The sequence below is a fragment of the Leyella lascolaii genome (genome assembly GCF_900079775.1).
Taxonomy (GTDB): domain Bacteria; phylum Bacteroidota; class Bacteroidia; order Bacteroidales; family Bacteroidaceae; genus Prevotella; species Prevotella lascolaii.
The window spans coordinates 275,639-300,256 of record NZ_LT556035.1; the positions used below are offsets into that span (position 1 = coordinate 275,639).

At 45.6% G+C, this 24,618-nt stretch carries 22 protein-coding genes, 2 tRNA genes and 1 pseudogene; 18 read left to right on the plus strand and 7 right to left on the minus strand.

Features of this window, described 5'->3' with window-relative positions:
- Window position 1: 1 nt before the first annotated feature.
- Window positions 2-2,515, minus strand: coding sequence for a DUF5686 family protein (locus tag BN4609_RS02320; RefSeq protein ID WP_068855262.1), 2,514 nt, complete (start codon window positions 2,513-2,515; stop codon window positions 2-4).
- 164 nt (window positions 2,516-2,679) lie between these two features.
- Between BN4609_RS02320 and BN4609_RS02325 the strand changes: the two genes are divergently transcribed.
- Genes BN4609_RS02325 through BN4609_RS02340 form a run of 4 tightly spaced genes read left to right on the plus strand, consistent with a single transcriptional unit; the run spans window position 2,680 to window position 5,053 of the window.
- Window positions 2,680-3,150: a phosphatidylglycerophosphatase A family protein gene (locus BN4609_RS02325; protein ID WP_068855150.1), complete on the plus strand. Its 471-nt coding sequence runs from the start codon at window positions 2,680-2,682 to the stop codon at window positions 3,148-3,150.
- The gene (locus BN4609_RS02330; protein ID WP_021993229.1) at window positions 3,138-3,542 is read left to right on the plus strand and encodes a GtrA family protein; all 405 of its coding nucleotides are present in this window, start codon (window positions 3,138-3,140) and stop codon (window positions 3,540-3,542) included. The genes BN4609_RS02325 and BN4609_RS02330 overlap by 13 nt, the downstream gene beginning before the upstream one ends.
- Before the next feature lie 17 nt (window positions 3,543-3,559).
- Entirely contained in the window at window positions 3,560-4,201 is a 642-nt protein-coding gene (locus tag BN4609_RS02335; protein WP_068855151.1) for a CDP-alcohol phosphatidyltransferase family protein, read from the plus strand.
- A 3-nt stretch (window positions 4,202-4,204) separates the two neighbouring features.
- Window positions 4,205-5,053: a phosphatase PAP2 family protein gene (locus tag BN4609_RS02340; RefSeq protein ID WP_068855152.1), complete on the plus strand. Its 849-nt coding sequence runs from the start codon at window positions 4,205-4,207 to the stop codon at window positions 5,051-5,053.
- A gap of 10 nt (window positions 5,054-5,063) precedes the next feature.
- Here BN4609_RS02340 and BN4609_RS02345 read toward each other — a convergent pair whose 3' ends face one another.
- Complete coding sequence (locus BN4609_RS02345) at window positions 5,064-5,834, minus strand: GIN domain-containing protein (RefSeq protein WP_084791325.1); 771 nt, start codon at window positions 5,832-5,834, stop codon at window positions 5,064-5,066.
- A 156-nt stretch (window positions 5,835-5,990) separates the two neighbouring features.
- Between BN4609_RS02345 and BN4609_RS02350 the strand changes: the two genes are divergently transcribed.
- The 3 genes from BN4609_RS02350 (at window position 5,991) to glmM (ending at window position 9,261) form a co-directional block, all read left to right on the plus strand.
- Window positions 5,991-7,025, plus strand: coding sequence for a DHH family phosphoesterase (locus BN4609_RS02350; protein ID WP_068855154.1), 1,035 nt, complete (start codon window positions 5,991-5,993; stop codon window positions 7,023-7,025).
- Between the two features lie 204 nt (window positions 7,026-7,229).
- The gene (bamK, locus tag BN4609_RS02355) at window positions 7,230-7,871 is read left to right on the plus strand and encodes a BamK family beta-barrel-assembly machinery protein (RefSeq protein ID WP_021993234.1); all 642 of its coding nucleotides are present in this window, start codon (window positions 7,230-7,232) and stop codon (window positions 7,869-7,871) included.
- A 4-nt stretch (window positions 7,872-7,875) separates the two neighbouring features.
- A complete protein-coding gene (gene glmM / locus BN4609_RS02360) occupies window positions 7,876-9,261 on the plus strand; it encodes a phosphoglucosamine mutase (protein WP_068855155.1) in 1,386 nt (461 codons plus the stop codon).
- Between the two features lie 808 nt (window positions 9,262-10,069).
- Here the strand turns inward: glmM and BN4609_RS02370 are convergent.
- Both BN4609_RS02370 and BN4609_RS02375 read right to left on the minus strand, forming a co-directional pair.
- Window positions 10,070-10,711: an NAD(P)H-binding protein gene (locus tag BN4609_RS02370; protein ID WP_068855157.1), complete on the minus strand. Its 642-nt coding sequence runs from the start codon at window positions 10,709-10,711 to the stop codon at window positions 10,070-10,072.
- Between the two features lie 13 nt (window positions 10,712-10,724).
- Entirely contained in the window at window positions 10,725-10,961 is a 237-nt protein-coding gene (locus BN4609_RS02375; RefSeq protein WP_206196532.1) for a hypothetical protein, read from the minus strand.
- Between the two features lie 334 nt (window positions 10,962-11,295).
- Here BN4609_RS02375 and BN4609_RS02380 point away from each other — a divergent pair.
- The 11 genes and pseudogenes from BN4609_RS02380 (at window position 11,296) to BN4609_RS02430 (ending at window position 20,519) form a co-directional block, all read left to right on the plus strand.
- A tRNA-Thr gene (locus BN4609_RS02380) sits at window positions 11,296-11,368 on the plus strand.
- 23 nt (window positions 11,369-11,391) lie between these two features.
- Window positions 11,392-11,467: transfer RNA gene (locus BN4609_RS02385), tRNA-Gly, on the plus strand.
- 131 nt (window positions 11,468-11,598) lie between these two features.
- Window positions 11,599-12,093, plus strand: a pseudogene (locus BN4609_RS02390) (DNA adenine methylase); the annotation flags it as partial.
- Window positions 12,094-12,567: 474 nt separating this feature from the next.
- Window positions 12,568-13,518: a helix-turn-helix domain-containing protein gene (locus tag BN4609_RS02395; protein WP_068855158.1), complete on the plus strand. Its 951-nt coding sequence runs from the start codon at window positions 12,568-12,570 to the stop codon at window positions 13,516-13,518.
- A 128-nt stretch (window positions 13,519-13,646) separates the two neighbouring features.
- Window positions 13,647-14,768: a site-specific integrase gene (locus BN4609_RS02400; RefSeq protein ID WP_068855159.1), complete on the plus strand. Its 1,122-nt coding sequence runs from the start codon at window positions 13,647-13,649 to the stop codon at window positions 14,766-14,768.
- Between the two features lie 366 nt (window positions 14,769-15,134).
- Window positions 15,135-15,902 carry a hypothetical protein gene (locus tag BN4609_RS02405; RefSeq protein WP_068855160.1) on the plus strand — a complete coding sequence of 256 codons (768 nt, stop codon included), beginning with the start codon at window positions 15,135-15,137 and terminating at the stop codon, window positions 15,900-15,902.
- Window positions 15,903-16,010: 108 nt separating this feature from the next.
- The gene (locus BN4609_RS02410; RefSeq protein ID WP_068855161.1) at window positions 16,011-16,382 is read left to right on the plus strand and encodes a helix-turn-helix domain-containing protein; all 372 of its coding nucleotides are present in this window, start codon (window positions 16,011-16,013) and stop codon (window positions 16,380-16,382) included.
- Window positions 16,383-16,386: 4 nt separating this feature from the next.
- Window positions 16,387-17,778 (plus strand): DUF3987 domain-containing protein, encoded by a 1,392-nt coding sequence (locus tag BN4609_RS02415; protein ID WP_068855162.1) that lies wholly within the window; start codon window positions 16,387-16,389, stop codon window positions 17,776-17,778.
- 114 nt (window positions 17,779-17,892) lie between these two features.
- Complete coding sequence (locus BN4609_RS02420) at window positions 17,893-18,915, plus strand: DUF6371 domain-containing protein (protein WP_206196534.1); 1,023 nt, start codon at window positions 17,893-17,895, stop codon at window positions 18,913-18,915.
- Window positions 18,916-19,070: 155 nt separating this feature from the next.
- Window positions 19,071-19,940, plus strand: a complete 870-nt coding sequence (mobV, locus tag BN4609_RS02425) for a MobV family relaxase (RefSeq protein ID WP_068855164.1) — start codon at window positions 19,071-19,073, stop codon at window positions 19,938-19,940.
- Between the two features lie 12 nt (window positions 19,941-19,952).
- Window positions 19,953-20,519, plus strand: a complete 567-nt coding sequence (locus BN4609_RS02430) for a hypothetical protein (protein ID WP_068855165.1) — start codon at window positions 19,953-19,955, stop codon at window positions 20,517-20,519.
- 163 nt (window positions 20,520-20,682) lie between these two features.
- Here BN4609_RS02430 and BN4609_RS02435 read toward each other — a convergent pair whose 3' ends face one another.
- Genes BN4609_RS02435 through BN4609_RS02445 form a run of 3 tightly spaced genes read right to left on the minus strand, consistent with a single transcriptional unit; the run spans window position 20,683 to window position 24,603 of the window.
- Window positions 20,683-22,122, minus strand: coding sequence for a PT domain-containing protein (locus BN4609_RS02435; RefSeq protein ID WP_164071550.1), 1,440 nt, complete (start codon window positions 22,120-22,122; stop codon window positions 20,683-20,685).
- 17 nt (window positions 22,123-22,139) lie between these two features.
- A complete protein-coding gene (locus BN4609_RS02440; protein ID WP_068855167.1) occupies window positions 22,140-23,951 on the minus strand; it encodes an LPP20 family lipoprotein in 1,812 nt (603 codons plus the stop codon).
- Entirely contained in the window at window positions 23,944-24,603 is a 660-nt protein-coding gene (locus BN4609_RS02445; protein ID WP_068855168.1) for a hypothetical protein, read from the minus strand. Before BN4609_RS02445 ends, BN4609_RS02440 begins: the two co-directional genes overlap by 8 nt.
- Between the last annotated feature and the right edge of the window lie 15 nt (window positions 24,604-24,618).

Consider the following 24,618-nt stretch of genomic DNA (forward strand, 5'->3'; position numbering starts at 1 on the left):
GTCAGAAGCTCATCATAAAACTGAAACGCACTCCGTTCTTCTTCACGCCCGGCGTGTCCGTATATGTCAGACGGCGTACATAGTCCACTCCAAAGAACTTGAAGATATTGTGGACTCCAACAACAACCTCCCAATAAGGTTTGTTCTTATCCATGATTCCGGCTCCTTCAGGGAAGCGGAACAGCAAATTGTCCGCACTGTTGCGCTCGAGGAACGGGTTGTTCTTGTCCGTAACCATTCCCCACATACCCTTCACGGCTATATACTCACGCCACTTCAGTTTCTTTACAAGAGGTATACGGTTAAGCAGTTTGCCGTTCATATCCCACGCGACTGCCCAGAATGCATATCTGTCGCTAAGGAATTCCATATTTCTCATCATGTTGAACGTATTCTCATGTTCGAAATACGACAGATTCACAGGAGGCATTATTAGCAACGGGAAAGGCACTTTATCCCATTGTATTCCACCGTTAAGATGGGTGTCTACATATCCCCAGCTGCCCAGCCAGAACCTCTTGTATATGCCAGCCTCCGTAAAATTAAGCCGATATTGACCACCGAGGAAGCCCTTCAGTCCCACAGTATGGCTTAGAGTGAACTCCGGAGCGTCGAGGTTTACAGGCCAACGGTGCTGCTTTGTATTGATGAACGTCTGTCCGGGACAGTATCTCAAGCCGAACTTAAATTCGGTAGTGCGTATTTTCGACACAAGATTCTTCACCTCTTCCCCATCTTTATTGATGGCAGGCGTCATGCGTTCAAATATCAAATCACCCGTGGGCTCGTTGCTTTCTGCCTTTATTGATGTGTCAATACTGAATCCCCAGTCCGTCTCATATACAAAACTCAGCTTCTGCCTGTTATAGAAATACATCTGCTCCACCTTCTGTGTGCGGAAAGCCATGAACATATTATCCTTGTTGTGAAGTAGGAATTTGTCAGCAGGAGACATCACATCATACGATGACTCGAATATTATGTTACGCTGCGGGAACTCGAACGGAACATTCTTCTTTTTGTTCAGACTGTATGTTATCTCCGTACCATAATAATGTTTCCTCGATTCCGTACCGTAAGCATAATACCCGCTCCAGAACAGATGTTTGTTGAGGTTTGCCGTTGTGCGTCCGCTTATCCTGAACCGGAACCCGTCCACAAAGTTCTTGGAAACAATGGTGTTCACCGGTCCGAAGTCAAACTTACTCTTCGTGCGCGATGTTCCCGTCTCCACATAGTTTTCAAGGAACGCCCGGACTCCGAATATTATCCATCTGTAGTTTTTCGACTGCTCCATGCGATGGATGAACTCATTCATTGACGACTCGCTCTTCGTCAGACCGACCGCCCTATATTGGTTCCAGAAAGCCTCGTCCCTTATCATGGCGTCCGCCTCATGTCTCACCTTAGCCTTTCCTTTGAACAGTTTTCCGGGAAGCTCGTCAAAGGCATAATCACTCAGACGTGTGGTCCTCGTGACAAGCATTTTCCCGAGCAGGTCGTTCACTCTCAATTCTACCATCATGTCGTCGACAGTCAGCACCCACTCCCCGTTCGGCAGCTTGGTGTATTCCTGTTCTATCTTCATATTGTCGACGAAATTGACGATACTGCTCTTCGGCAATGTCAGAGAGCAACGCTTTACATGCAACGTAGAGTCCGCAAGCACATAAAGCTCACCCCTGAATCCGAAGTCCTGCTGGTTGTTCGGCAGGAACTGCAGATGATAACACAGGTCACGGTCAACGTATACGGTGTCCTCAATATAAAACCTGTAGAATGAAATAGCAGTCTCTCCTATAGGGCTCGTGAACTGATACTGAAGCAGACGCACATGATCGTCGTATATGTCGACGTCCGTAAAAATCTCCTTCAGCATGGTGTTGAGTATCTCGCCTGTCTGCAACACATTGTTTATTCCGTCAGAACGCTGTCCCTTAATGATGTCCTTCTCCACCTTAGGATCTTTCCTGTAAATGTGCTGCGTCACAGTCTCATCCACAGATATCGGCAAAATAAGCTTATTATTGAATGTGCTTGTCTCTATCTGGTCTGCCAGCCACGACTGCTTCTTGAATATTCCCTTATCCAGATCATCCGGCTTTATGTCGTTTACGGAGAAAGTTATTTTCTGATATTTATTATACTGATAATAGTCGTGATTGTCAAGATCGGTACGCTCTTTTGCCGCAATCACGCGCTTCATAAGCTCCACCGCGGGATTGTTCTTGCGCGAATATTTGTCACGCTTGCTTTTTATGACAACCTCGCTTAGGTTTCTGGAATCCTCCTTCAGCACTATCCGCAGATATGACGGAGTGTCCTGAGTCACCTTTACCGTCTGCGTCTTGAATCCCACAGAGCTGAACGTGAGTGTCCAACCCTCATGACGTTCTATAGAGAATTTACCGTTGATGTCGCTTACAACCGCCACATGGTGTCCTTTATATATGGCACTCGCGTTGGGAATGGCATATCCATCCTCATCCACGATTTCACCCGTTATTTGCGCCATGGCAGAGACAGCCACAAAGAAAAACACAAATATATAACAAAAGAATCTTTTCACCTTTATATAATTACTCAAAAAAATGCCGTTGCAAAGTTATACATAGATATCAAAAAAAACAAGAAAACTTTTTGCTTTTTAATATTTTTCTACTAATTTTGCACCATTGTATGAAGAAACTGCCGCTTTTACCCACGATTATCGGCACGGGCTTTGGCAGCGGGTTCTGGCCATGGGGGCCCGGAACTGCAGGTGCATTGACAGGCATGCTCATATGGTATGCCCTTTCTTTTATGCTTAATTCCACGCTCCTTTTTGCCGTAACCCTTTCATGCATAGTAGTTTTCACGATAGCAGGCACATGGGCTGTCAGACGCCTTTCGCCTTTTTGGGGTTCAGACCCTCAGAAAGTGGTCATCGACGAGATGGTGGGTGTATGGGTTCCGCTGCTTGCCGTACCGGCTTCAGACATGTGGCTTGTACTTGCCTCATTCGTTCTTTTCCGTTTATTTGACATATTAAAGCCGCTCGGCATCAGAACACTTGACAGGCGCAAAGGAGCTTTCTATGTCATGGCAGACGACATTCTTGCCGGTGTATACAGTCTCATAATCATCGTCGCGGTGCAATGGATAATTTAAGGACGAAACTTATAACCTTCTGCAAGGCACAATGTTCGGCATGGATAGCATCCGCCATAGACTTCGGCACCACAATAATACTGGCGCACGTCTTCGGTTTGTGGTACGGCTATTCCACATTCATCGGAGCACTGAACGGAGGAATAGCCAACTGTCTGATAAACTACAGATGGGTATTCCACGCATTCGAAATGAAAAAAAGGAACATCGCCATACGCTATCTCGTTGTATGGGGCGGAAGCATACTGCTCAACACTTACGGCACTTACATACTGACAGAATTGTCCGACCAGTACTTCATGTTCTCAAAAATCATCGTTTCCGTCATAGTGGCTGTATTCTGGAACTACCAGATGCAATATAGGTTCGTATTCAATTCAAAAAACAAATAACAACAAAAATTCAAATCATGAAATACAGAGATTTCCTGCAAAAGATAATATATGTCATCATAACTCCTGTCATAAAAGGAATGATAAGGATAGGTTTCACACCCAACCTCGTGACAACAATAGGATTCGTGCTCAACATAGCCGCCACGATAATGCTACTCTACGCTGCGGGAGAAATGACAGAAAGCACATCAATCGTGGGATGGAGCGGTGCGGTGATTCTGTTTGCCGGACTTTTCGACATGATGGACGGGCGTCTGGCACGCATAGGCAACATGTCGTCAATGTTCGGAGCACTTTGGGACTCGACGCTCGACCGCTACAGCGAGCTCTTCACCCTTTTCGGGATAGCCATGTATCTCATTCTCAACTCATGGGTCACCGGCGGTGTACTGACGTTTCTTGCAATGGTGGGCTCCGTGATGGTGAGCTATGTCAGAGCACGCGCCGAAGGTCTTGGCATCGAATGTAAGGTAGGGCTCATGCAGAGACCCGAGCGTGTGGTCCTGACGAGCCTCGGAGCAATACTCTGCGGAATATTCGACAACCTGTGGTTTCTTGTAGTGCCCATCGTCATAATCGCCATACTGGCAAACATCACGGCATTCTGGCGCATCTGCCATTGCTACAAGGTGTTGAACAAAAGTGAGAAGAAATAACCGATGTTCAGCTTCTACATTATTATATTATATGCGGTACTTGCGATATTGAAACCCACCCGCAAGGTGGCGTTGGCGCTTACCCCGTGGCTCATATTCGCATGCTCATACGACTGGATGCGACTTCTGCCCAACTACGAGGTAAACCCCATTGATGTGAAAGGGCTGTACGAAAGCGAGAAGACGCTCTTCGGCATAAATGCAGACGGGACGACACTCATTCCGTGCGAATATTTCGCAATACATCACTGCGTCCCCGCCGACATCATGGCAGGACTGTTCTATCTGTGCTGGGTGCCTGTGCCACTTGGCTTCGGGATATATCTTTACGCAAAAGGCGACTACAGCAATTATCTGCATTTCTCACTGGCATTTCTTTTTGTAAACCTGCTCGGCTTCTGCGGTTATTACATCCATCCGGCAGCACCGCCATGGTATGCCATGAACTACGGTTTTGAGCCAATACTCAACACCCCGGGCAACGTCGCCGGACTCGGACGCTTCGACCTGCTGACAGGCATTCCCGTGTTCCATGCCCTTTACGGCAAGAACGCCAATGTGTTCGCCGCCGTACCGTCGCTTCATGCCGCATACATGCTCATAGCGACCGTCTACGCTGCCATAAGCCGTAGCGGGCGTATCACAACCGGTGTTTTCGCGTTCATATGCGCAGGCATATGGTGGACTGCCGTCTACACCAGCCATCACTACATAATAGACGTGATGCTCGGCATAGCAACGGCAGTCGCAGGCATACTTATTATGGAAAAGGCCATAATGCCCGTTCCGGCTGTAAGGCGTTTCATGGCACGCTACACGTCAGCCATAACATTCAGCCGGAAGCAGCTGTAAGGCAAGGCGGTCAATGACTGAACCTGAGTTCGTCAGTATTTATGCTGCCCGTACCCTTTTTGTTCTGCGACAGACTTCTGACAGTACCCCTCAGATTCATGTTGCCCACGCCCATAAGCTCGCACTCCACACGGTTGCAGTCCTCAAACGTAGCGTCCATGTCGCCCACGCCCATGAGTCTGAGATGTGAATCGGCAAACTTGTATTGTCTTACTTTCACATTCCCTGCTCCGAGAAGCGACACATACGAGCTTACGCCTCTCACCGAATCGATGCTGACATTGCCGCTTCCCTCAAGCTCCACAGACAGAGCGTCACACACTATCCTGCCGAACCACACGTCACCCGAGCCTGTCAGCCGTACTCTCAACGTGTCCGTGTCCAACGGACCGGTGACTCTGAACGAGCCGGCTGTCTTAAACATGACATCAGTAAGGTCAGGTGAACTGACATAAATGTTCGCCACAGAAGACAACCGTGCCGGCAGCAGCATGCCCGGCAGCATTTTCGGACGGATGACAAGCCTGTCGCCGTCGTGCACCGTGACGATGCCGTTCACGGCGTCACGGGTTCCGGACACACTGACATAGAGCGAGTCTGACTGCGCAAAAATCACATCGCAAGGATACTCTACCTCTATCTTTGAGAAATACCGCACCTTACGCTCCACTGTCACCACAGGTTCCTTCCGGTCGCGGCTTTTCCATACATTTCCGCACGACACACACACAAGACACGCCCCAAGGGCAAGCATTCCATACAATACTGATATTCTGTTCATTGCTATGATGTTTACATTTTCTTATCTTTTGACGCCTGATGTGCTCCGAAAGTTGCAATACGGCATCATTTATGGCACATAAAAACGCAGACACATATATAATTATATCCCGTTCGCGACATATCATAAGCAAAAATTATTAACTTTGCAGGCATTATGGAGATAAATACAATCACACAAGAAGAACTGGAGACATTGCTCCGGTACACCGAATGTTCACAACACATCATAATATGCACCCACAAGTCGCCTGACGGTGACGCTCTCGGAGCCTCGCTGGCGTGGCTTGAGTTCCTGAGCAACAGAGGAAAGACCGCCGACATCATCATTCCGGACGCATATCCGGACTTTCTGCAATGGCTACCCAACTCTGAGAAAATAATACGCTACGACAAGCACAAAGAAAGAGCCGAGACGCTCATGTGCGGCGCCGACCTCATATTCTGCCTGGACTTCAACGCCTTCGGGCGCGTCGACGAGATGGAGCAGACGCTGAGAGACTCTCCGGCAAAGAAAATAATGATAGACCACCACATGGATCCGGTGATGGACACCGTGCTCACCGTCTCGCGTCCGGAGATGAGCAGCACATGCGAACTCGTGTTCCGCATAATGCACCAGAGCGGAGACTTCGGCAAGATGACGCCCAAATGCGCGGCATGCATCTATTGCGGCATGATGACCGACACTGGAGGATTCACATACAACTCGAACAATCCTGAGATATACTTCATCATAAGCGAGCTGCTGACAAAAGGAATAAACAAGGACAAGATATACCGCAACGTGTTCAACAACTACAGCTCGTGGGCAATAAGACTGCGCGGATACATAATGTGCCAGAAGCTTAACGTGCTTAACGGATATAACGCCTCCTACTTCTCCATATCTCGCCAGACCATGAAGGACTTCCATTTTATAAAAGGAGACGCCGAGGGTCTGGTGAACGAACCGCTCAAAATAAAAGGCATGAAACTGTCCGTCTCACTGCGGGAGGACGACCGCAGGGACAACCTTGTGTGGCTCAGCCTGCGCTCCGTGGACAATTTCCCGTGCAACGAAATGGCTGCCGAGTTCTTCAATGGAGGCGGTCACCTCAACGCAAGCGGCGGAAGGCTGGAATGTTCGCTTGAAGAAGCCGAGGAGATTGTAAGGAAGGCGATAATGCACTACGCCGACAGGCTGAGATGACGGAGCGGTGTCCACGACACGGCTACGGTGTGGATAATGATTATATATAATACTTAAATTATCTATAAGCAAAAATAGTATGTCGCATTAATTTTATAACTTTGCACAGACTACACATATTATAATATATGTAACGGACCGCCTTGAGTAACGGCTGACACATATACAAGACAACAAACAGAAAACATCACACTTTAATAAAATATGGGAAAGATAAAATTAGCACTGCTTGCGTGCGCCGCACTGTTCACATTGATGTCGTGCGACGACACCGAATCGTACGCTGACCAGAAGAAGAAAGAGCGCTCTGCAATAAGAAGCTATATCGCGAAAGAAAACATAAAGGTGATAACCGAGAAGGAGTTCCACGCACAGGACTCCACCACCGACGTGTCGAAAAACGAATACGTGCTATTCGAGACCACCGGTGTGTACATGCAGATAATACGTGAAGGATGCGGGGAAAAGCTTAAAGACGGCGAGACGGCTACAGTGATATGCCGCTTCAAGGAATGGAACCTGCTCACAGACTCGCTGCAACTCGCAAACAACATCGAGAACTCATCGCTTAACTTTCCAGACCTGATGAGCGTGAAGAACACATCAGGCACGTTCAAGGCGTCATTCATACAAGGCTCAAGCGTGATGTACTCAATCTACGGCAGCGGATCAGTACCGGCTGGATGGCTCGCACCGCTCAGCTATATAAAGATAGGACGTCCGGCGAAACCGGGTGAGGAGATTGCCAAAGTGAAGCTTATCGTGCCTCACACCCAAGGCCACCAGTACGCCTCATCGGGCGTATACCCATGCTTATACGAAATAACATATCAACGAGGATATTAAAATCATGACACTAATAAAATCGATATCAGGAATACGCGGCACCATAGGAGGCCGCACCGGCGACACCCTGAACCCTCTGGACATAGTGAAGTTCACATCAGCTTACGCCACATTCATGAAGCGCAGCACCGCTTCGGGCAGCGGCAGGATAGTTGTAGGAAGGGATGCGAGGATTTCCGGAGAGATGGTTAAGGACATCGTGTGCGGCACACTCCTCGGCATGGGCTACGACGTTGTGAACATCGGACTGGCGACAACCCCCACCACCGAGCTCGCTGTGACCATGCTGAAGGCTGACGGTGGCATAATCATCACGGCAAGCCACAACCCGAGACAGTGGAACGCCCTTAAACTGCTCAACTCTCACGGCGAGTTTCTCACGAAGGACGACGGCAACGAGGTGCTGAGAATAGCCGAAGCCGAAGACTTCGAATATGCCGATGTAGACGCCATGGGGCACTATACGGAGGACGACTCGTTCAACAGACGCCACATAGACAGTGTGCTCGCCCTGCAGCTGGTCGACACTGAAGCAATACGCAACGCTCACTTCAGAGTGTGCGCCGACACCATAAACAGCGTGGGAGGCATCATCCTGCCGCAGCTTTTCGACGCTCTGGGAGTGGAATACCATATACTCAACGGCAAGGCGGACGGAAACTTCGCGCATAACCCGGAGCCGCTGGAGAAGAATCTCGGTGACATCATGTCGCTCACACGCGACGGCAAATACGATCTGGGCATCGTTGTGGACCCTGACGTAGACCGTCTGGCATTCATCTGCGAGGACGGCAGAATGTTCGGAGAGGAATACACGCTGGTGAGCGTGGCAGACTATGTGCTGTCACACACACCGGGCAACACCGTGTCTAACCTCAGCTCCACACGCGCCCTGCGCGACATCACCGAACAGCACGGAGGACACTACACCGCTTCCGCTGTGGGTGAGGTGAACGTCACCACCATGATGAAGGCTACAGGAGCTGTGATCGGCGGTGAGGGCAACGGCGGAGTGATTTATCCGGAAAGCCATTACGGACGCGACGCCCTTGTGGGAATAGCCCTGTTTCTCTCCAATCTGGCTCACAGGAAATGCAAGGCAAGCGAACTGAAAGCCACATATCCGGAATACTTCATTGCGAAAAACCGCATCGATCTTACACCGGACACTGACATCGACGCCATTCTCTATAAAGTGAAGGGGATGTACGCAGGAGAAAGCATTACCGACATCGACGGAGTGAAAATAGACTTCGAGGACAAATGGGTGCATCTGCGCAAATCGAACACCGAGCCTATCATAAGGGTATACAGCGAAGCACACACGATGGACGAGGCTGACAGACTCGGCAAGGAAATCATGCAGGTGGTATACGACATGCAGAAATAACAGACGGCGACAGCTATTATAGAACATCTGAAAACGGCAGTGAAAGACCATACATGGCGGTCTTCCTCTGCCGTTTTCCATATACCTATGCTCTCATACCCCTACCTTATTATACATGATTCCATATTTCACCTTATAACATAATCCCATTCTCCACTTTATACATATCTTCTTGTCCGCATGACATTCACATCTGACATGATTGCATATTATCAACTAAAACCCGCCCATTGCCGTTCATATCCATCGCATAATCCGATTATTTTCATCCGAACGACATTCTGATGGATAAAGGATGGAATTTCAGCATTAAGGTCATGCCGTTGATTTACAATGCATTAGGCGTAACCAGTGTTTTAAATATAAATCACCGCACCGCGGAAGAGCCTTTTCCGCAACCCGAAAGAGGCTTTCCGGCACGACAGGAAAGCCTCATCCGGCATGCAGGAAAGGCATTTTAGAAATGCGAAACGGTGCTTTCCGGCAAGCGGTGAAGCCCAAAACTGCATGAAACATAGCAGAAGATGCTGTGTGAGACAGGCAAAAGAACTGCACCGGCACACAGATTGTCAAAAACCGAATGTTAAAAATCCAATTACATTTAACTTAATTATAATCATCCGTTTCAATGTTCGCAAGCCGGATATTGAAACCTTTGCGAAATCTTTCATGTTCCATACGAACACGGTTCCCTACCCTCTTCAGTCCGGTCATGATGAATATCATGTAAAATAAACCACGGCTGTAGCCTGACACCCGACTCCGTATAAATAAGCCGAATGCCTTATACTCAAAAGAGTATCGATGTTTATTCATTCACCAGATTCCGGATATCACGGGCTTCGAATATTCCATGCATATTCCCTTTTGCAATCTTCACCATTTCCCGGGCTACGGTTTCGGTTTTCATAGGCTTCATCCCGCGCATCAAGCCCAACTTATTGAGGAACATCAACAGCGGAACGGAAATCTTCTCTATGGTCTTGTCCGTGTTCTTACGGATTAAGGATGTAGGACGGACTATGGCCGTACGGGTGAACGGCAGCTTCAGAACGGCATCATCCAGTTCACCTTTCATTCTCGTATAGAAGAACCGGCTCTTGGGGTCTGCACCGAAAGAAGAGACCAGAATATAGGCAGGAACGCCATGTCCGGCTGCTATCCCTGCAAAACCATATTGATATGTATAGTCCACCATACGTTGCCTGTCCTTACATCCCGCTGCCTTACGGTTGGTGCCCATGCATGAGAATACGACATCGCCATGAACCTGATCCTGCCAGTTCTCCGGATGGTCAAAATCAACAACGTGAACCTTCAGTTTTGGATGTACCGCATTGACTTCTCTGCGCACAAATATATCTACCTGCCCGAAATAATCGTCCTTGAGCAGCATCTCCGTGAGATCTCTTCCCACCGCACCTGTAGCACCTAATATAATTGCTTTCATATGGGTTCCCCTTTTATCGTTTCAGCAGTCTTACTATCACATCGTCCTTTATTATCTGTGGCTCAGCCTTCCCCTTCAATATCAGAATCTTCTTGCCGCCACGGTATATATGTAACTGTCGTGAACGCACAACCGCACTCAAATCATTATCCTCACACACTGCCTGCCATAGCCGATGATACTCGCCGTCCTCATCGAAGAGTTTCCGACGGAGATGCGAGCACATGTTGGAGGTGTCAATTGTAATCATATTCAGAGACTTTCCTAATTATATATGAGCCGTACTAAATGCTCTGTTTTCATTTCAAGCAGCAGGCATCGTGCGGCTGAAGATTTTCCAAAGTCCTGAGAACGCCCAGACTGAACTACCGCCTGAAGCCAAACAGGACAATGATACGTATGACAAAAATACAAATAATGTGAAAGAAAACCGCACATCCTGAGAGAAAACTCTCTGAATGAAGAAAATTGAGAACGTCATGACCGTTCAAATATTCAGGCATAATAAAAAACACACATAATATTTGGTCTTTCGGAAAAAATGATTTACCTTTGCACCCGATATGACGCTTACGTCATGCAATGCCGATATGGCTCAGTTGGTAGAGCAATTCATTCGTAATGAATAGGTCCCCGGTTCGAGTCCGGGTATCGGCTCAGAGAAGAGGCAAGCGCACAATGCGGCAGTAGCTCAGTTGGCAGAGCACTAGCTTCCCAAGCTGGGGGTCGCGGGTTCGAATCCCGTTTGCCGCTCCAAAAGTTAAACTACTTAAAATCAGATATTTACGAGCAAAGGCGACCCTAAAAAGTCGCCTTTTTCTGTTGTTTTTGGCAATAAAAATAGGTTTAAAAGGTGTACCAAACGGTACGAAAAGGTACTAAAAGAGGACTATATCACCGTATCATCGGCACTGATGTTCTCGATGAAGTATGCCACGAGCCTTGAAGCCATGCGCAAGGAAACACTTTACAACAACATACGCAAGACGGACTATCAGCCGTGCCCCGATTACCTGGAAGGTCTGACCGTAACGTCATGTGACTACAAGGAACTGTATATGACGTACAAGAATGTTCCGGGCGTGGTGTTCATTGTAGACCTGCCTTATCTGTCAACGGATGTAGGTACGTATAAGATGTACTGGCGGTTTTCCGACTATTTGGACGTATTGAACGTGCTAAGGAACAAACCTTTTGTCCATTTCACATCCAACAAGTCATCGATAATTGAACTTTGCGAATGGCTTGGTGAAAACAGGACACTCGGACACCCTTTCAAAAATTGTGAAAAAGTGGAGTTCAACGCACACATGAATTACTCTTCCAAATACACAGACATTATGCTTTATAAGAAACAGACGGAAAACAATAAAACTGTCTGAACACGACTTGAATGCTGTTGTATTGCCATTAGAACACCGTTTGTAAGGTGTCTGTAAGTTCGGAATGTGAGCATTCTTGCTGCATTCCGATTTTTTCGGGAAATAATATAAAATCATTGTATTTAGAGCCTTATAACTAACCATAACTTACTATGACTAACTAACCATAAAGCCTTGATTTTCAATACTATTTGATTTTTAACAATTTCTGAGTGCTTTTTGGCAGTTCCCGATTTTCCACATATTTTTGCAGCGTATTTCTACCGTGGAGAATTTGCGGAGCTTTTATTTTGTCATATCGTGAACGTAGTTGACAAGGGTTTACGAGTGGTTACGATGGAGGACAGATTTGAAGCTGACAGGCAAAAAGCGTTAAATCGTGGACTTGGTTGACAAAGGTTGTCAATGGTTCACTTCCGTTTACTCCATCGGTGGAATACTCAAAGTATGTAGAACATAGCAATATCAAAGAGTATGAGACCGACAAGAAAATGTGAATTTTGTGGCAAGACATTCGTGCCAAGAAGCGGTATGCAGAAATACTGTTCCGAGGAATGTCAGGCAGAGGCAAAACGACTTAGGAAGAAAAGACAGCAGGACTTGATTAGCGGTATTGAGCCAATCATGGATCTGCAACAGCAGGAGTATCTTACCTTCTCCAAAGCAGCCATTCTGATGGGATGCACCCGACAGTATATCTACAAACTTGTGGCTAACGGCAAGTTGAAGGCATCAAGATTGAGCAGCAGAATGGCATTCGTTAGAAAGGCTGATATAGAGAAGATGTTTGAGGGTAATCCCTACAAGCGTGTGGTTCCTGCCAGCAAGAGCAAACCCTGTAAAAAGGCGAAAACAGAAAAGCCAACACAAAATCAGGAACCAACAAAAGGGAAAGAGGAGAATGAGGTGCTTGACTATTATTCGGGCGAGGAAGTGATGTCCATTTATAAGGTCAAGAAGTCTTGGCTCTATACATCCGCCAAGCGCAACCAGATACCGATGTGCCGTATCGCTGGCAAGAACTATTACAGCAAACGGCATATTGATGAGTTCTTCGGTACTGCCGTTGACATCAACAGCATCACGGAATGGGTGACTGCTGATGATGTAGGTGATGCTTTCAGCATGAGCAAGTCGGCACTCAGGGCATACACTTACCGCCATAAGATACCGACCAAACGTGAGTATGGTCGCACCTATTATTCCAAGGAACATCTTGAAGAACTTCGCAGGACTGACCTCATGAACGATGACAACTATTATACCACCGAACAAGTGCAGCAGTTGTATGGTCTGACAAGTGCCAATATCTGCCATATAGTGAGAGTTCACCATATCAGTAAGATAAAGGTGGGTGTAAAAAATCTGCTTTTGAAGACGGATGTGGAGCGAGCAATGGCAGAAAGAGCTGCAAAAGGACTGTGAAAGCAAGTGATTTCAGCATTATCCATCAGTTACTATGAATAATTGGAGTCACGGAGATTTCATTCCGTTATTTTGCAGCCGTGAAGATACACTTCACCACGAATACTCATCAATAATACATATCAGTTATGAGCAACATTTGCAAGACCGTATCATTGCGTACACGCAAAATCAAGGACGGACACATGCTGTCCTATTATCTTGACTATTATCCTGGCTATCGTGACGAGAGCACGATGAAAGTCATCCGACATGAGTCGCTTGGCATCTACATCTATGCCAAGCCGAAGAACCAGATGGAACAGAAGTACAACCTCAACCTTATGGCAAGAGCCGAGGCGATACGCTGCCGTCGCTTCGAGGCTATCGTCAACGAGCGTTACGATTTCTTCGACAAGGAGAAGATGAAGGGAGATTTCCTTGCCTACTTCAAGAAACTGGCGGACAAGAAGAACTCCAAGTGGCAGCACGTCTATATGCACTTTCGTACATTCACGCAAGGCAAGTGTACCTTCGGGGAGATAAACGTGGACTTGTGCAACAGATTTCGTGAGTATCTGCTGACAGCACCACAGGGACTGCATAAGAACAGAAAACTACATATCAACTCAGCAGCTAACTACTGGTCAACTTTCCATGCTTCAATCCACACTGCCTATCGTGACCGCAAGATAAAGGAGAATCCGAACGGTTTCTTGGAGCGTATCGAGACAATCCCGACTGACAAGGAGCATCTTTCACAAGACGAGGTTATCCGCTTGGCATCCACACCATGCTCTGCTCCTGCCTTGAAGCGAGCCTTCCTGTTCTCTTGCCTAACGGCATTGCGAAAGAGCGACATCAAGAAGCTCACTTGGGAAGAAATACAGCCATACGGCAGCGATGGTGTAATGTATGTCACCACTCGAATGCAGAAGACAAAGGACATCGTGCATAACCCAATCAGTGAGGAAGCCTTGGAACTGATTGGCTATTCACCGGATAAACGTGGCAAGGTGTTCCCTGATTTCAAAGACTCCATGACGCAGGCACCGCTGAAGAACTGGCTGAAAGATGCAGGGATCACCAAGCATATCTCCTATCATTGCTCACGCCACAGTTTTGCCTGTCTCCAGTTGGACGCAGGAACAAGTATTGCCGTAGTGCAGCGTTATCTCGGTCACAAGAATGTGGCAACGACAGAGGTGTATGCCAAGATTTCCGATGCTCAGAAACGTGCTTCGGTTGGCTGTATCACCTTGAAGAAGTAACCATTTGACAATAACACGCAGAAAAGGACTGTTGGAATTATAGTGTTCCAATAGTCCTTTTCTCTTTTTGTTGGTTCTATTTGCTGTCATGGATAGAACCAATCCGACAAATTCACTCCAATTTCTGTTGATATTAAAGAGGAACTGCAAATTTCCCTTTTCTTTGCCCTTACCTTTGTAGTCAGCAATTAGCAGCAACTGGCACTAACGAGCAGTTTAAAGTATGATTCAGAGTATGATATCATATTAGAACGCTAATAAAGCGTAAAAGAAAGAGTGCCAGAGAACGTAAATGCGGTTTTTACATGCTTCTGCATCTAACTTTGTGAAAGTTTTTGAACGAATAACAATAAAACGAATACAATAATGATAGAAAACAAGACAACTTCAGATTGTACCATCTACGCTTTTGTTGGTACTGCAATTCTCGCCATCTCTCTTGTCGTGGCTATGTATGTAGGCAATGACTTTCACCAAAGTCTGTTTGTCGAGTTAATCATCTTTGTAGGGAGCAACATCCTGCTTTGGGCGATATTCATTTCTATGGTGAATTATCCCTATGAACTGATGACCATTGGTAGCAACAGCAAGACAAAGAAAAACGTTGTGGAAGCAGAGTCGGCAATAGAACAAGAACAGCCAATGCAAACCTTACCACAAACAGAGTCTGTAAAATACAGTCATGAAGACTATGCCAAGCGTGTAGAGGCACAAGAAAAAAAAGCCCAGGAGGAAAAGGACAAGCGAACAAGAGCCGTACTTGACTATGTGCATCGTACCATGTCAAGGTTTCTTTATGAGGAAGATTTGTACAAGGTAATTGAGGCTGTCAAGGAATGGAGCAACGACACCAAATATACCCCGACAGCAATAAACCGTTTCAAGGAGGCGGTTGAGAATATCCCACTCAGACACTTTGTCTGGAATATCGCAGAACGTTTGGGTAAACGTGATTACACAATGGCAATGCGAATAGCCTTTGTCAAGGCTTTATTTCCAAAGCCATTTGAAGGCTTGGACTACAGCACATTGAAGAACCTGAAAGCACCATGCTCCAATGATGTCATTCCTATTGACGAACCTGCCAATGGTAGATATGATTTCCATGATGCGACGGAGGAAATTCCCGAATAATCCCCATTGTTAGAGTTATTCCTTCGTGAATGACAAATGACTGTCACGAACCTCAGTAACGGAAGCATCATTCTGTTCCTTTGCACCAGTTATTAACAAAGTATCAGAATGAATAAGGAATTAACTTTCAACGACCTTCCAATGGTCGTTGCCCAGCTTCGGGATGAAGTGGTGGGCATGAAGCAGATGATCACCAATCTGCAATCACAGAACAAGCCACAAAAGGCGAACACGCACATACCCATGAGTGTAGAGGAAGCATCGGCATACCTGAAAATGCCAATGGCAACTCTCTACATGAAACTTGGAAACGGCAGCATTCCTGCCACCAAGCCGGGCAAACGTTATTGCCTCTATCAAGATGAACTTGACAAGTGGCTGGAGACTAACCGCAAGAATCCTGTACCTCTCACGGCAGAGGAGGAGAATGCAGCCATTCTTGCAGGAAACAAGCGCAAGCCGAACCCCTTAAACTGGTAATATCATGGATGCGCTTGAACTCTGTAACAAAATCAACATGGAAGCCGAGTCTTTAGCGGACTCATGCTTCCCTCTTGAGGTATTTCCACAAAAAATGCAGTCCATCATCATAGACATGGTGGTGCACGGCAATTTCAAGGTGGATTATGTCGCCATGTCCATGCTGTCGGCAGCATCAGCGGCTCTTGGCAATACCTATCGTATTCACGTTAAGCAGGATTGGAACACGAATGCCGCCCTTTATATCATATTGGTTGGCAGACCTGGCATGGGCAAAACTCCACCATTACAGCTTGCATACAAGCCAATTCGGGAGTATGAACGAAAGCTGTTTGACAAGTTTTGCTATGAACTTGACCTATATGAGGCAGCATGTGCAACAAAGGAAAGCGGAAGCAAGGAAATGAAGAAGCCTATTCTGAAAAGGGTCACATTGGATGACTTTACATTGGAGGCTCTGGTATTGGAGCATTACAACAACTTGCGTGGCATAGCCATCAACTATGATGAAATTCTCGGACTGCTTGCCAATACAGACAGGTATGGGAAAAATCCCATGCTTGAACGCCTACTTTCCATCTGGAGCGGATGCCACTTGGAGAACACCCGTGTCAAGAATGACCGCCCACAACGTGTAGAAGAGCCATGTGTCAACATCATCGGTACAACACAGACCAAACGAATGAAGGAACTGATGGCTTCCAAATTCATGGATACTGGTTTTCTTGACCGTATTCTGGTTGTATATCCCAAATCCAAGAAAGTTCCACACTGGCTGGATGAGGAAGACGGCCATGTGCGCCAGAGCGAGGCTTCAAGAAAATGGGCTGACATCATCGGGAAAATCTTTGGACTTGACTATGCAAGGTGTAATGACACAAATGAATGTTGTCCAAATATCCTTTATATGGACAAGGACGCACACTCCCTTTTCTTTGGTTGGTGGAACAGAAATGTGGATGCCATCAATGCCATAGAGGACGATGAGGATGTTGAAACGAGGGTGATGAAGCACAATACCCACGTCGCACGCATTGCCTTATTGCTCCAAGCTCTAAGATACGCCTGTGGCGAGAGCCATCTGCAAAGTATTGATGTGGATTCCATAGAAGGAGCATTACAGCTCAATGAATATTGTGAGAATTGTTATCAACGCTGCCGAGCCTTTGTTGCTGAAGACACCTGTGATTCTATGTCCAAGGAGTTGCTGTATCTGTTGGAAGACAGTTTTGACACAAAAACTGCCATTAAAACAGGAATGGAGAATCTGCGTGTTACAGACCGTACTGTGATGAACTATATAAAGGAGCTTATGAAGTCTGGACTAATCACAAAGGCAAAGAAAGGATTTTACGAAAAAGTAAAGTTCGAAACAGGACAGGCAACTGAAACATAAACCAACCTGTTTTCAGTATTCATTTGTTTCAGTTTTTCAGTTGACAAGTGCGTAACTGAAAACATGAAAGAACTGAAAGCTGAAATTCACCAATAATTCATTTCAGTTACGATGATGAACGAGTATAGATTTCACTTGGAGAAATACAGATTGGGTAATCGTTACACATGCCCGAATTGTGAGCGCAAGCGTTGTTTCACAAGATACATAGATGATGAGGGGGAAGTATCCTTCCCTGACAATGTAGGCAAATGCGACCATGAGCATAGTTGTGGGTATCACTATACTCCTAAAGACTATTTCCGTGAGCATCCAGACTTTCTATCTAAGGACAAATTGCCATATCCGACAAGATGGAATACCCAACCGAAAGTCGTAGAAAAGCCTATGTCCTATATTGCCAACGCTATTATGGAGCGTTCCTTGTCTCATTACGGAATCAATCCGTTATACCAGTACCTTTCCAAGGTCTTTGGTGAACAAGAGACAGAAAGGCTGATGAAGATGTATCATGTCGGAACATCCTATAAGTGGGGAGGCTCAACCATTTATTGGCAAGTTGACAAGGATGATAAGGTGAGGACTGGCAAGGTCATGCTATATAATCCCAAAGACGGACATCGTGTGAAAGAGCCACGTTCTTATGTTGGATGGGCGCATGCTTTTCTTCATCTTCCAGATTTCAACTTGTGCCAATGTTTCTTTGGTGAGCATTTGCTGGCACAGCATCCCACAATGTCGGTCGCTATTGTCGAGAGTGAAAAAACCGCCATAATCGCATCCCATTTCATCCCCAATTTCATCTGGCTGGCAACTGGAGGTATGCATGGCTGTCTCAACCAAATCGCTGTCAAGGTATTGGGAGGTCGGGACATCATTCTGTTCCCTGACCTTGGAGCAACGGACAAATGGAAATCAAAAATTCCATTGCTGCAATCTGTTTGCAAAAGGGTTGTCATAAGCAACATCTTGGAAGACAATGCCACCGATGAACAAAAGACCAAAGGTCTTGACATTGCCGACTTCCTATTGATGACGGAAACACCGCAGATGGCGCTACAAAGGCTGATAAAGCAACATCCGCCACTCCAACATCTGATAGACAGTCTTGGGTTGGTGCTGGTGGAAGAGTCATAACACTACTGGCAGCAGTTATAACGAGTTCGCTTGCGAACATATCCCTTGGGTGGAGCCTAATACACCGAGCAAGCTCAGTAATTAGGGCAAACAGCCATTATATGTGTACAGCAAGCTGAATTTCATATGTACAATCAATTAAAACAAACAATTTTATGAGCGATAATAAGAAACAGATGATGGACATTCAAAAGGTCAAGTCTTTTAGCGTTGCTGTCAGCGATGAGCATCAGCGTAATTGGGGCGATGACCTTTTTTCAAGGAAGGAGAACAATCCGAAGTACAACTATGACCGTAGTCGCACCCGACTTAACTTTCAGGTGTCGAAAGGTGGAGAACTTGGACCAGTAGATAAGACCAAGTCCATAACAGACAAAATTGAACAAGCCATCAAGAACAGAGTGACAGGCAGAGTAAATGCCACATCAAACCGTGCCGTGAGCATTGTCTTTGGTGGTAACCGCGAGCAGATGCGCAAACTCGCATTTGGCGACCAGACAATCAGTGAGAACGGCAACAACTGGGATATTGACAGTTGCAGTGGCATAGACAGGTGGGCAACGGACATATATGACTTTTGTTGTCGGGAGTTTGGTGAAGAAAATGTCGTTTCGTTCATTGTTCATTTAGACGAACTCAATCCTCATGCACATGCGGTCATTGTCCCCATCACAAAGGACGGCAGACTGAGCGCAAAAGATCTTTTTGGTGGAAACGACATGAATCAAGCAAGAACTAGGATGCGTGAACTTCACAGCCGACTTGCAGAGGTTAATGAAAAGTATGGACTGGAGCGTGGTGATGACATCACCATAACTGGAGCTAAGCACAAGTCAACAGAAACTTATCGCAGGGAATTGGCTGAAGAATGCCGCACTTTGTCAAATGAAGTAGGCATGAAGAATACGCTTCTTTATGGTCTTAATCGTAGCATTACAAAAGCAGAGACTAAAATCAAGGCTCTGCAGACTATGGTCAGCAATCTGGAGAAAGCAGAAGCAGATAAGCAAGCGGCCATAGCCTAACTTGAAGATTATATGAAGAATCATCTTGGTGATGCTGTAGAGATAAAGGCAAAGATTACCGCCACCAGAAAGGAACTCTGGGATGTTCGTGACAAATTGAACGACAAGAAGATGAAGCTTGAGCAGGCAAAGTTGCAACAACTTGATGAGTTGCAGAAGAATGTCTCCCATATTGAAGCAAGAAACAGGGAAATTAAAGCCGATTTTGAAAAAACAGCTGTTTCATACCAGCAACAGATGATCAATAAGATTTGGGCGCAGGCTGGCATGAAGGCGTTGGCAGAGATAGCAGACATCTATCCTCGTATGACGAGCATTCACGACAGCAGCCTATTTGACGATAGCTTTGCTATGGATTTTATCAACTATGGCGATAAAATTATCCATTGTGCAATGTACCTGTACATCGGCTATATCAACGAAGCAACCAACTTCGCAGAAAGCCAAGGTGGCGGCGGTAGCGATACCAAGGATTGGGGACGTGAGAAGGACGAAGATGAGATAGAATGGATAAGGCGATGCTTGCGACAGGCAACTCGGATGATAAAACCCAGAAAGGGCAAAGGGCTAAGTCGATAAAATAAGGGAGGGGCGAATTCTTTGACACACCCCTCCCAAACACTTTACATATCACAATAATCCTTGCGATTCACTAATTTAGTAGCGACTTGAATAGTGAGACGTGTGTGAGCTATGTGAGCAGTGAAATCTGTGCGATTAGTGTTCCACAATAGGAGCAACCTCAATACCATAGCTCTACTACAGGTTTGACATTTCTATAATCAGGCATACATTGACCTATTGAAGCACCGATGAATGTCGGATCACAGATAAAGAAAGCCTTGCCTTTGTACATATATCCATCTCCATTCATTTGAGAGGTTGTGAAGTTTACTGCAGTACATTCATGCCCAGGATATTGTACGAGGTGTACGTCAAGCCCCAAGACGTTACGCACAAGAAACGCAAAAAGGATGGCCCTGTCTTCGCAGTCGTCCTTCGGATAATAAAAGTTTTCTTCTATGAAATAGGACTTCTCATATCCATGTTGTTCTCCGTCTGTAGCATAGTCGAAAGCATATTGTACGAAATGAAGGATTCTACCAACGGCTTCTTTTTCTGAGCACCCTCGTATTTGTTCGTTTACTTGTGCAAGTAAAGATTGGTGGAAGTTTGAATCAATAGTTGACATGGCATAAAAAGGAATATCCGTTTGGGGATAATGGCGGATGGCTTCCATTGTTCCTGCATCAACAGAACCTTGCAACAAGATTTTTCCGTCACTCAAACTAAACCTATGTGCCACACCTGTCTTTATCCCTAAATGTCCACCTCTCATGTTTAAGTCTATGTTGCGCCCTTTGTCTGTTGCGTTAGGTAAACGACATGTATAAACTCCAGCATTTTGAACCTTATTTGTAGAATCGTCATGAAAGGTATAGTATTTTTTACCATCAATAACGAGATAGCTCCGCTCATATACCTGTTGATTGAAAGGAACCAACAATAAAAGTTGATTTCCGCAACTTGCCAATCGGACATCATATCCCATATTTACGAGGAGAAAATGCTGCAATACCGTTTTACTTGCAGGATTCATACATGTTGCCTCCGTGTAGTTTCTGACAAGCTCAAATGTAAACCAATCGTTGAGACCATACGCTATAGCCAATGATTGCAAAGAGCGAATAACATCTTTCATTACTCTATCTTGTCGGTAGGTGTCCCAAGCCTTTGCTATTGCTTGATGCTCAATGTCAACAATTGTTTGTACATGGCATAAAACTGTACTTAGTTTCATGCCATAAAAGGAAAAAGACATATTCGGCAAAGTGCTAGGGGCAATAGGCTTCACGGATATGGGATTATCTGTCGGGACAGTCGTAGGCTGCACGGTAGGCTTTACCGTGGGGAGAGACTGAACAGGAGAGACATCTTGTGGTCTTATGTCAGCCTTAGGTGCTATTGACGGTTTTGGTTCTTTGTCTCTCTTGATTCCTCTGAACTGCTCGTATTCATCCCAAACACCTTGCAGATATTTTGCATACTCTTCCAACACCGTTTTTCGGAAACTATCATAACTCCCAAGCACTCCTTTACGGAATGCTTGATAGTCTGAATATGTATTTTGTGCCATCATTGATGAAGAACACAACAGTAGTATAAATAAATACTTACGCATAATTGTTATGTCATAGTTTACCAGTTACCAATTCCAAACAAGCCTATCTCGGGATCAGGTTCAGGTTGCCATGTCCTAACCTTGATAATGGGCTTTTGAGGATCCTCCAAATCAACTTGCAAATAGAGATAGCCTTGGTCACCATAGTTGGTTGAATAATAGTCCTGCTTAATTTGTATGCCATACTCCTCACCATTCTTTGCCTTTCGAACGTCATTATTTGCAAATCGTATGTTTACAAACTCATTGCTTCTGAAACAAGCCTCCAAGTTCTTCATATACTGGTCCTTGCTATACTGAACTCGACGGATATACCTCTGCGTATGGAATTTTGCTGGCATATCCTTGCTCTGTCTGTCTGCAACAAGTTTTTCTGCCACATGACCTACTATAATGACCGCATCGTCATCAAATATTGTTTTAAGATAGTCAAGTCGCTTCAGTGCGTATGCTGTTTTGTAATTTTCAAGAAATTGCATAATTGTTTGCCGAGCAATAGGAGTCCATGCACCACGTTTCATGATGTCTTGTTTGGCTTTGCGGTCAAGCCCGAAAGCAATACAGTCTATTTTCTGATTTTTGTCGAAAGTAAAGACCACATCTTCCACAAAGTCCTTTCTTAACCCTTTCTTGAAAGAGAAAGACATTTGTATGCTTCTTGCAATTACATTGTCACGCAGTTGGCTGAACTGACAATCGTTGGCATTGAGTATTCTGGCATTGCCATATCCTACAAGTCTTGTAAACATATTCCAGCCATCCTCTGTGAAGAGAGAACGTACAGCATCATAGTCGTGTCCCTTTATCGCATTAAGCACTTTGGTTAGCATAGCTCTATAAGAACCGTCATTTGCAACAGACAACATGGTGTCATTTGCCCGTGACTTACCCAAAGACAGTGCATTGTCTGTACTTTTTTTTGCCTTTCCCATTTGCAGGTTTACCCTTGCTGCACGTATGGATTGCCCTTTTACAACATTCAGAACACTTTGTATTTCCTGATTGATGTGCGCTTGACCACGATAGGCGTATTCGTAGTTGATTTGAACGTTGTCAGGAACTAAGCCTTTACTGAATTCCATTGTTCCACGTCCGTCTTTCGCACTACAGATGTTGCTCCAGTTGCGTCCGTCGAAGTAGGTGAAGTCAAGTGTACTGACGGGTTGACCTTTATACTTGAACATTAAATCTACATTTGTACCATCGTTACCAGTGACTTCAATGCTTAAATCCTTTAGGATATTTGTAATCTGCTGCGGAAGCCAGGTTAAAGGATACATTGTTTCTCCTGTTTCTTCATCCGAATAAACGACACTTGAGGGACGTTGCACGGATTTGAGCAAAGAATAAGCCCAGTAATAATTTCTCAGTGCATCGTCTATCTTGCAAGCATCTTCAGCAACCTTCCCTAAACGGATATACTCCTTTATTGTACGGATTCTTCCTTCAAAGATTTTGTTCAGTTCGCTTCGTTTGATAAATCGGCCGATATGAGCTTGGTCTGGATTGTTGTCTATGACAATGCGCTCTGTATTGGTCAAAGTGGCGGTTGAGTATGTCTGCACTTTCGAGGTTGTATAACTTGCTGCATCAAGTTTCCCATTGGTTGTACGCTCGTCTTCTGTGATAGAGAAGTCGTTACTTACCACAACGGATATTTTGCTTATCAATGCAGCGAGTGCCTGTTGGTCAGCTTCCTCAACTGTCGCTCCCCAACCTTCTCCCGATAGATAAGTTTGGGTATTACGTATTACCTCATCCCAACTTTGCGAGAAAGCTGAAATGAGGCAAAAGTTCATTGTCAGTAAAACAATTATTCGTTTAGTCATTGGTGGATGTAGAAACGGTTGTTGGTTTGAATCCTTCGCGAACGAAGTCGCTTACCTTCTTTGCATATTTCTGGGCGGCTGCACTTTCTTTTGCAGCATTCTCGTATGCACGGATTCTTGCTCGGGTGGCAGCACTTTCGCTTACCACAAAGAATGTCTGCATCTCGTAACTTCCATCCTTGTTGCTGCGGATAACGGAGAAAGACTCCTGCAACTCGCCGTTGAGTTCCTTTTGCACAAGACTCTCGTAGGCTGCATAGAAATGGTCAAACTCTCCTGATACGTCATCGCCATTACCAGCAATATCACTCACAATACGCCCTTTCAACTGTCTACCAGCCTGTTGGGCATAAATATTACAAGCATTGTTGATACAAGTCTGATGACCCACATTCTTTGACTTGAACTTGGAGCAGGTACCTACTATTTCGTAGGCGTCTTCTCCTTCTTTGTTGAGCTTACCATAGTGGTTGAGAAGGGCTACATCAAGAGAGCGAGACGAGCCATAAAGCATCCAGCCTCCCTTCTTAAATTCCTTCATCTTCACCTTGTACTCCTTCTTCAAGGCTTTGTTAAGTGCCTTGTTGTTCTGGGCATTCAATGCAGGCAATACCATGCAGAGTGCCATGAAAAGCATGATAATCTTTTTCATTGTTGCTTTGTTTTT

Bases quoted from the DNA above. Each gene is read 5' to 3' on its own strand.
- bamK (WP_021993234.1), top strand. From the start codon at position 7,230: ATGGGAAAGATAAAATTAGCACTGCTTGCGTGCGCCGCACTGTTCACA.
- BN4609_RS02330 (WP_021993229.1), top strand. From the start codon at position 3,138: ATGGATAATTTAAGGACGAAACTTATAACCTTCTGCAAGGCACAATGT.
- BN4609_RS02420 (WP_206196534.1), top strand. From the start codon at position 17,893: ATGAACGAGTATAGATTTCACTTGGAGAAATACAGATTGGGTAATCGT.
- BN4609_RS02410 (WP_068855161.1), top strand. From the start codon at position 16,011: ATGAATAAGGAATTAACTTTCAACGACCTTCCAATGGTCGTTGCCCAG.
- BN4609_RS02430 (WP_068855165.1), top strand. From the start codon at position 19,953: ATGAAGAATCATCTTGGTGATGCTGTAGAGATAAAGGCAAAGATTACC.
- BN4609_RS02370 (WP_068855157.1), bottom strand. From the start codon at position 10,711: ATGAAAGCAATTATATTAGGTGCTACAGGTGCGGTGGGAAGAGATCTC.
- BN4609_RS02435 (WP_164071550.1), bottom strand. From the start codon at position 22,122: ATGCGTAAGTATTTATTTATACTACTGTTGTGTTCTTCATCAATGATG.
- BN4609_RS02395 (WP_068855158.1), top strand. From the start codon at position 12,568: ATGAGACCGACAAGAAAATGTGAATTTTGTGGCAAGACATTCGTGCCA.
- BN4609_RS02345 (WP_084791325.1), bottom strand. From the start codon at position 5,834: ATGAACAGAATATCAGTATTGTATGGAATGCTTGCCCTTGGGGCGTGT.
- BN4609_RS02340 (WP_068855152.1), top strand. From the start codon at position 4,205: ATGTTCAGCTTCTACATTATTATATTATATGCGGTACTTGCGATATTG.
- BN4609_RS02405 (WP_068855160.1), top strand. From the start codon at position 15,135: ATGATAGAAAACAAGACAACTTCAGATTGTACCATCTACGCTTTTGTT.
- BN4609_RS02320 (WP_068855262.1), bottom strand. From the start codon at position 2,515: ATGGCGCAAATAACGGGTGAAATCGTGGATGAGGATGGATATGCCATT.
- BN4609_RS02335 (WP_068855151.1), top strand. From the start codon at position 3,560: ATGAAATACAGAGATTTCCTGCAAAAGATAATATATGTCATCATAACT.
- mobV (WP_068855164.1), top strand. From the start codon at position 19,071: ATGAGCGATAATAAGAAACAGATGATGGACATTCAAAAGGTCAAGTCT.
- BN4609_RS02415 (WP_068855162.1), top strand. From the start codon at position 16,387: ATGGATGCGCTTGAACTCTGTAACAAAATCAACATGGAAGCCGAGTCT.
- BN4609_RS02375 (WP_206196532.1), bottom strand. From the start codon at position 10,961: ATGATTACAATTGACACCTCCAACATGTGCTCGCATCTCCGTCGGAAA.
- BN4609_RS02440 (WP_068855167.1), bottom strand. From the start codon at position 23,951: ATGACTAAACGAATAATTGTTTTACTGACAATGAACTTTTGCCTCATT.
- glmM (WP_068855155.1), top strand. From the start codon at position 7,876: ATGACACTAATAAAATCGATATCAGGAATACGCGGCACCATAGGAGGC.
- BN4609_RS02400 (WP_068855159.1), top strand. From the start codon at position 13,647: ATGAGCAACATTTGCAAGACCGTATCATTGCGTACACGCAAAATCAAG.
- BN4609_RS02350 (WP_068855154.1), top strand. From the start codon at position 5,991: ATGGAGATAAATACAATCACACAAGAAGAACTGGAGACATTGCTCCGG.
- BN4609_RS02445 (WP_068855168.1), bottom strand. From the start codon at position 24,603: ATGAAAAAGATTATCATGCTTTTCATGGCACTCTGCATGGTATTGCCT.
- BN4609_RS02325 (WP_068855150.1), top strand. From the start codon at position 2,680: ATGAAGAAACTGCCGCTTTTACCCACGATTATCGGCACGGGCTTTGGC.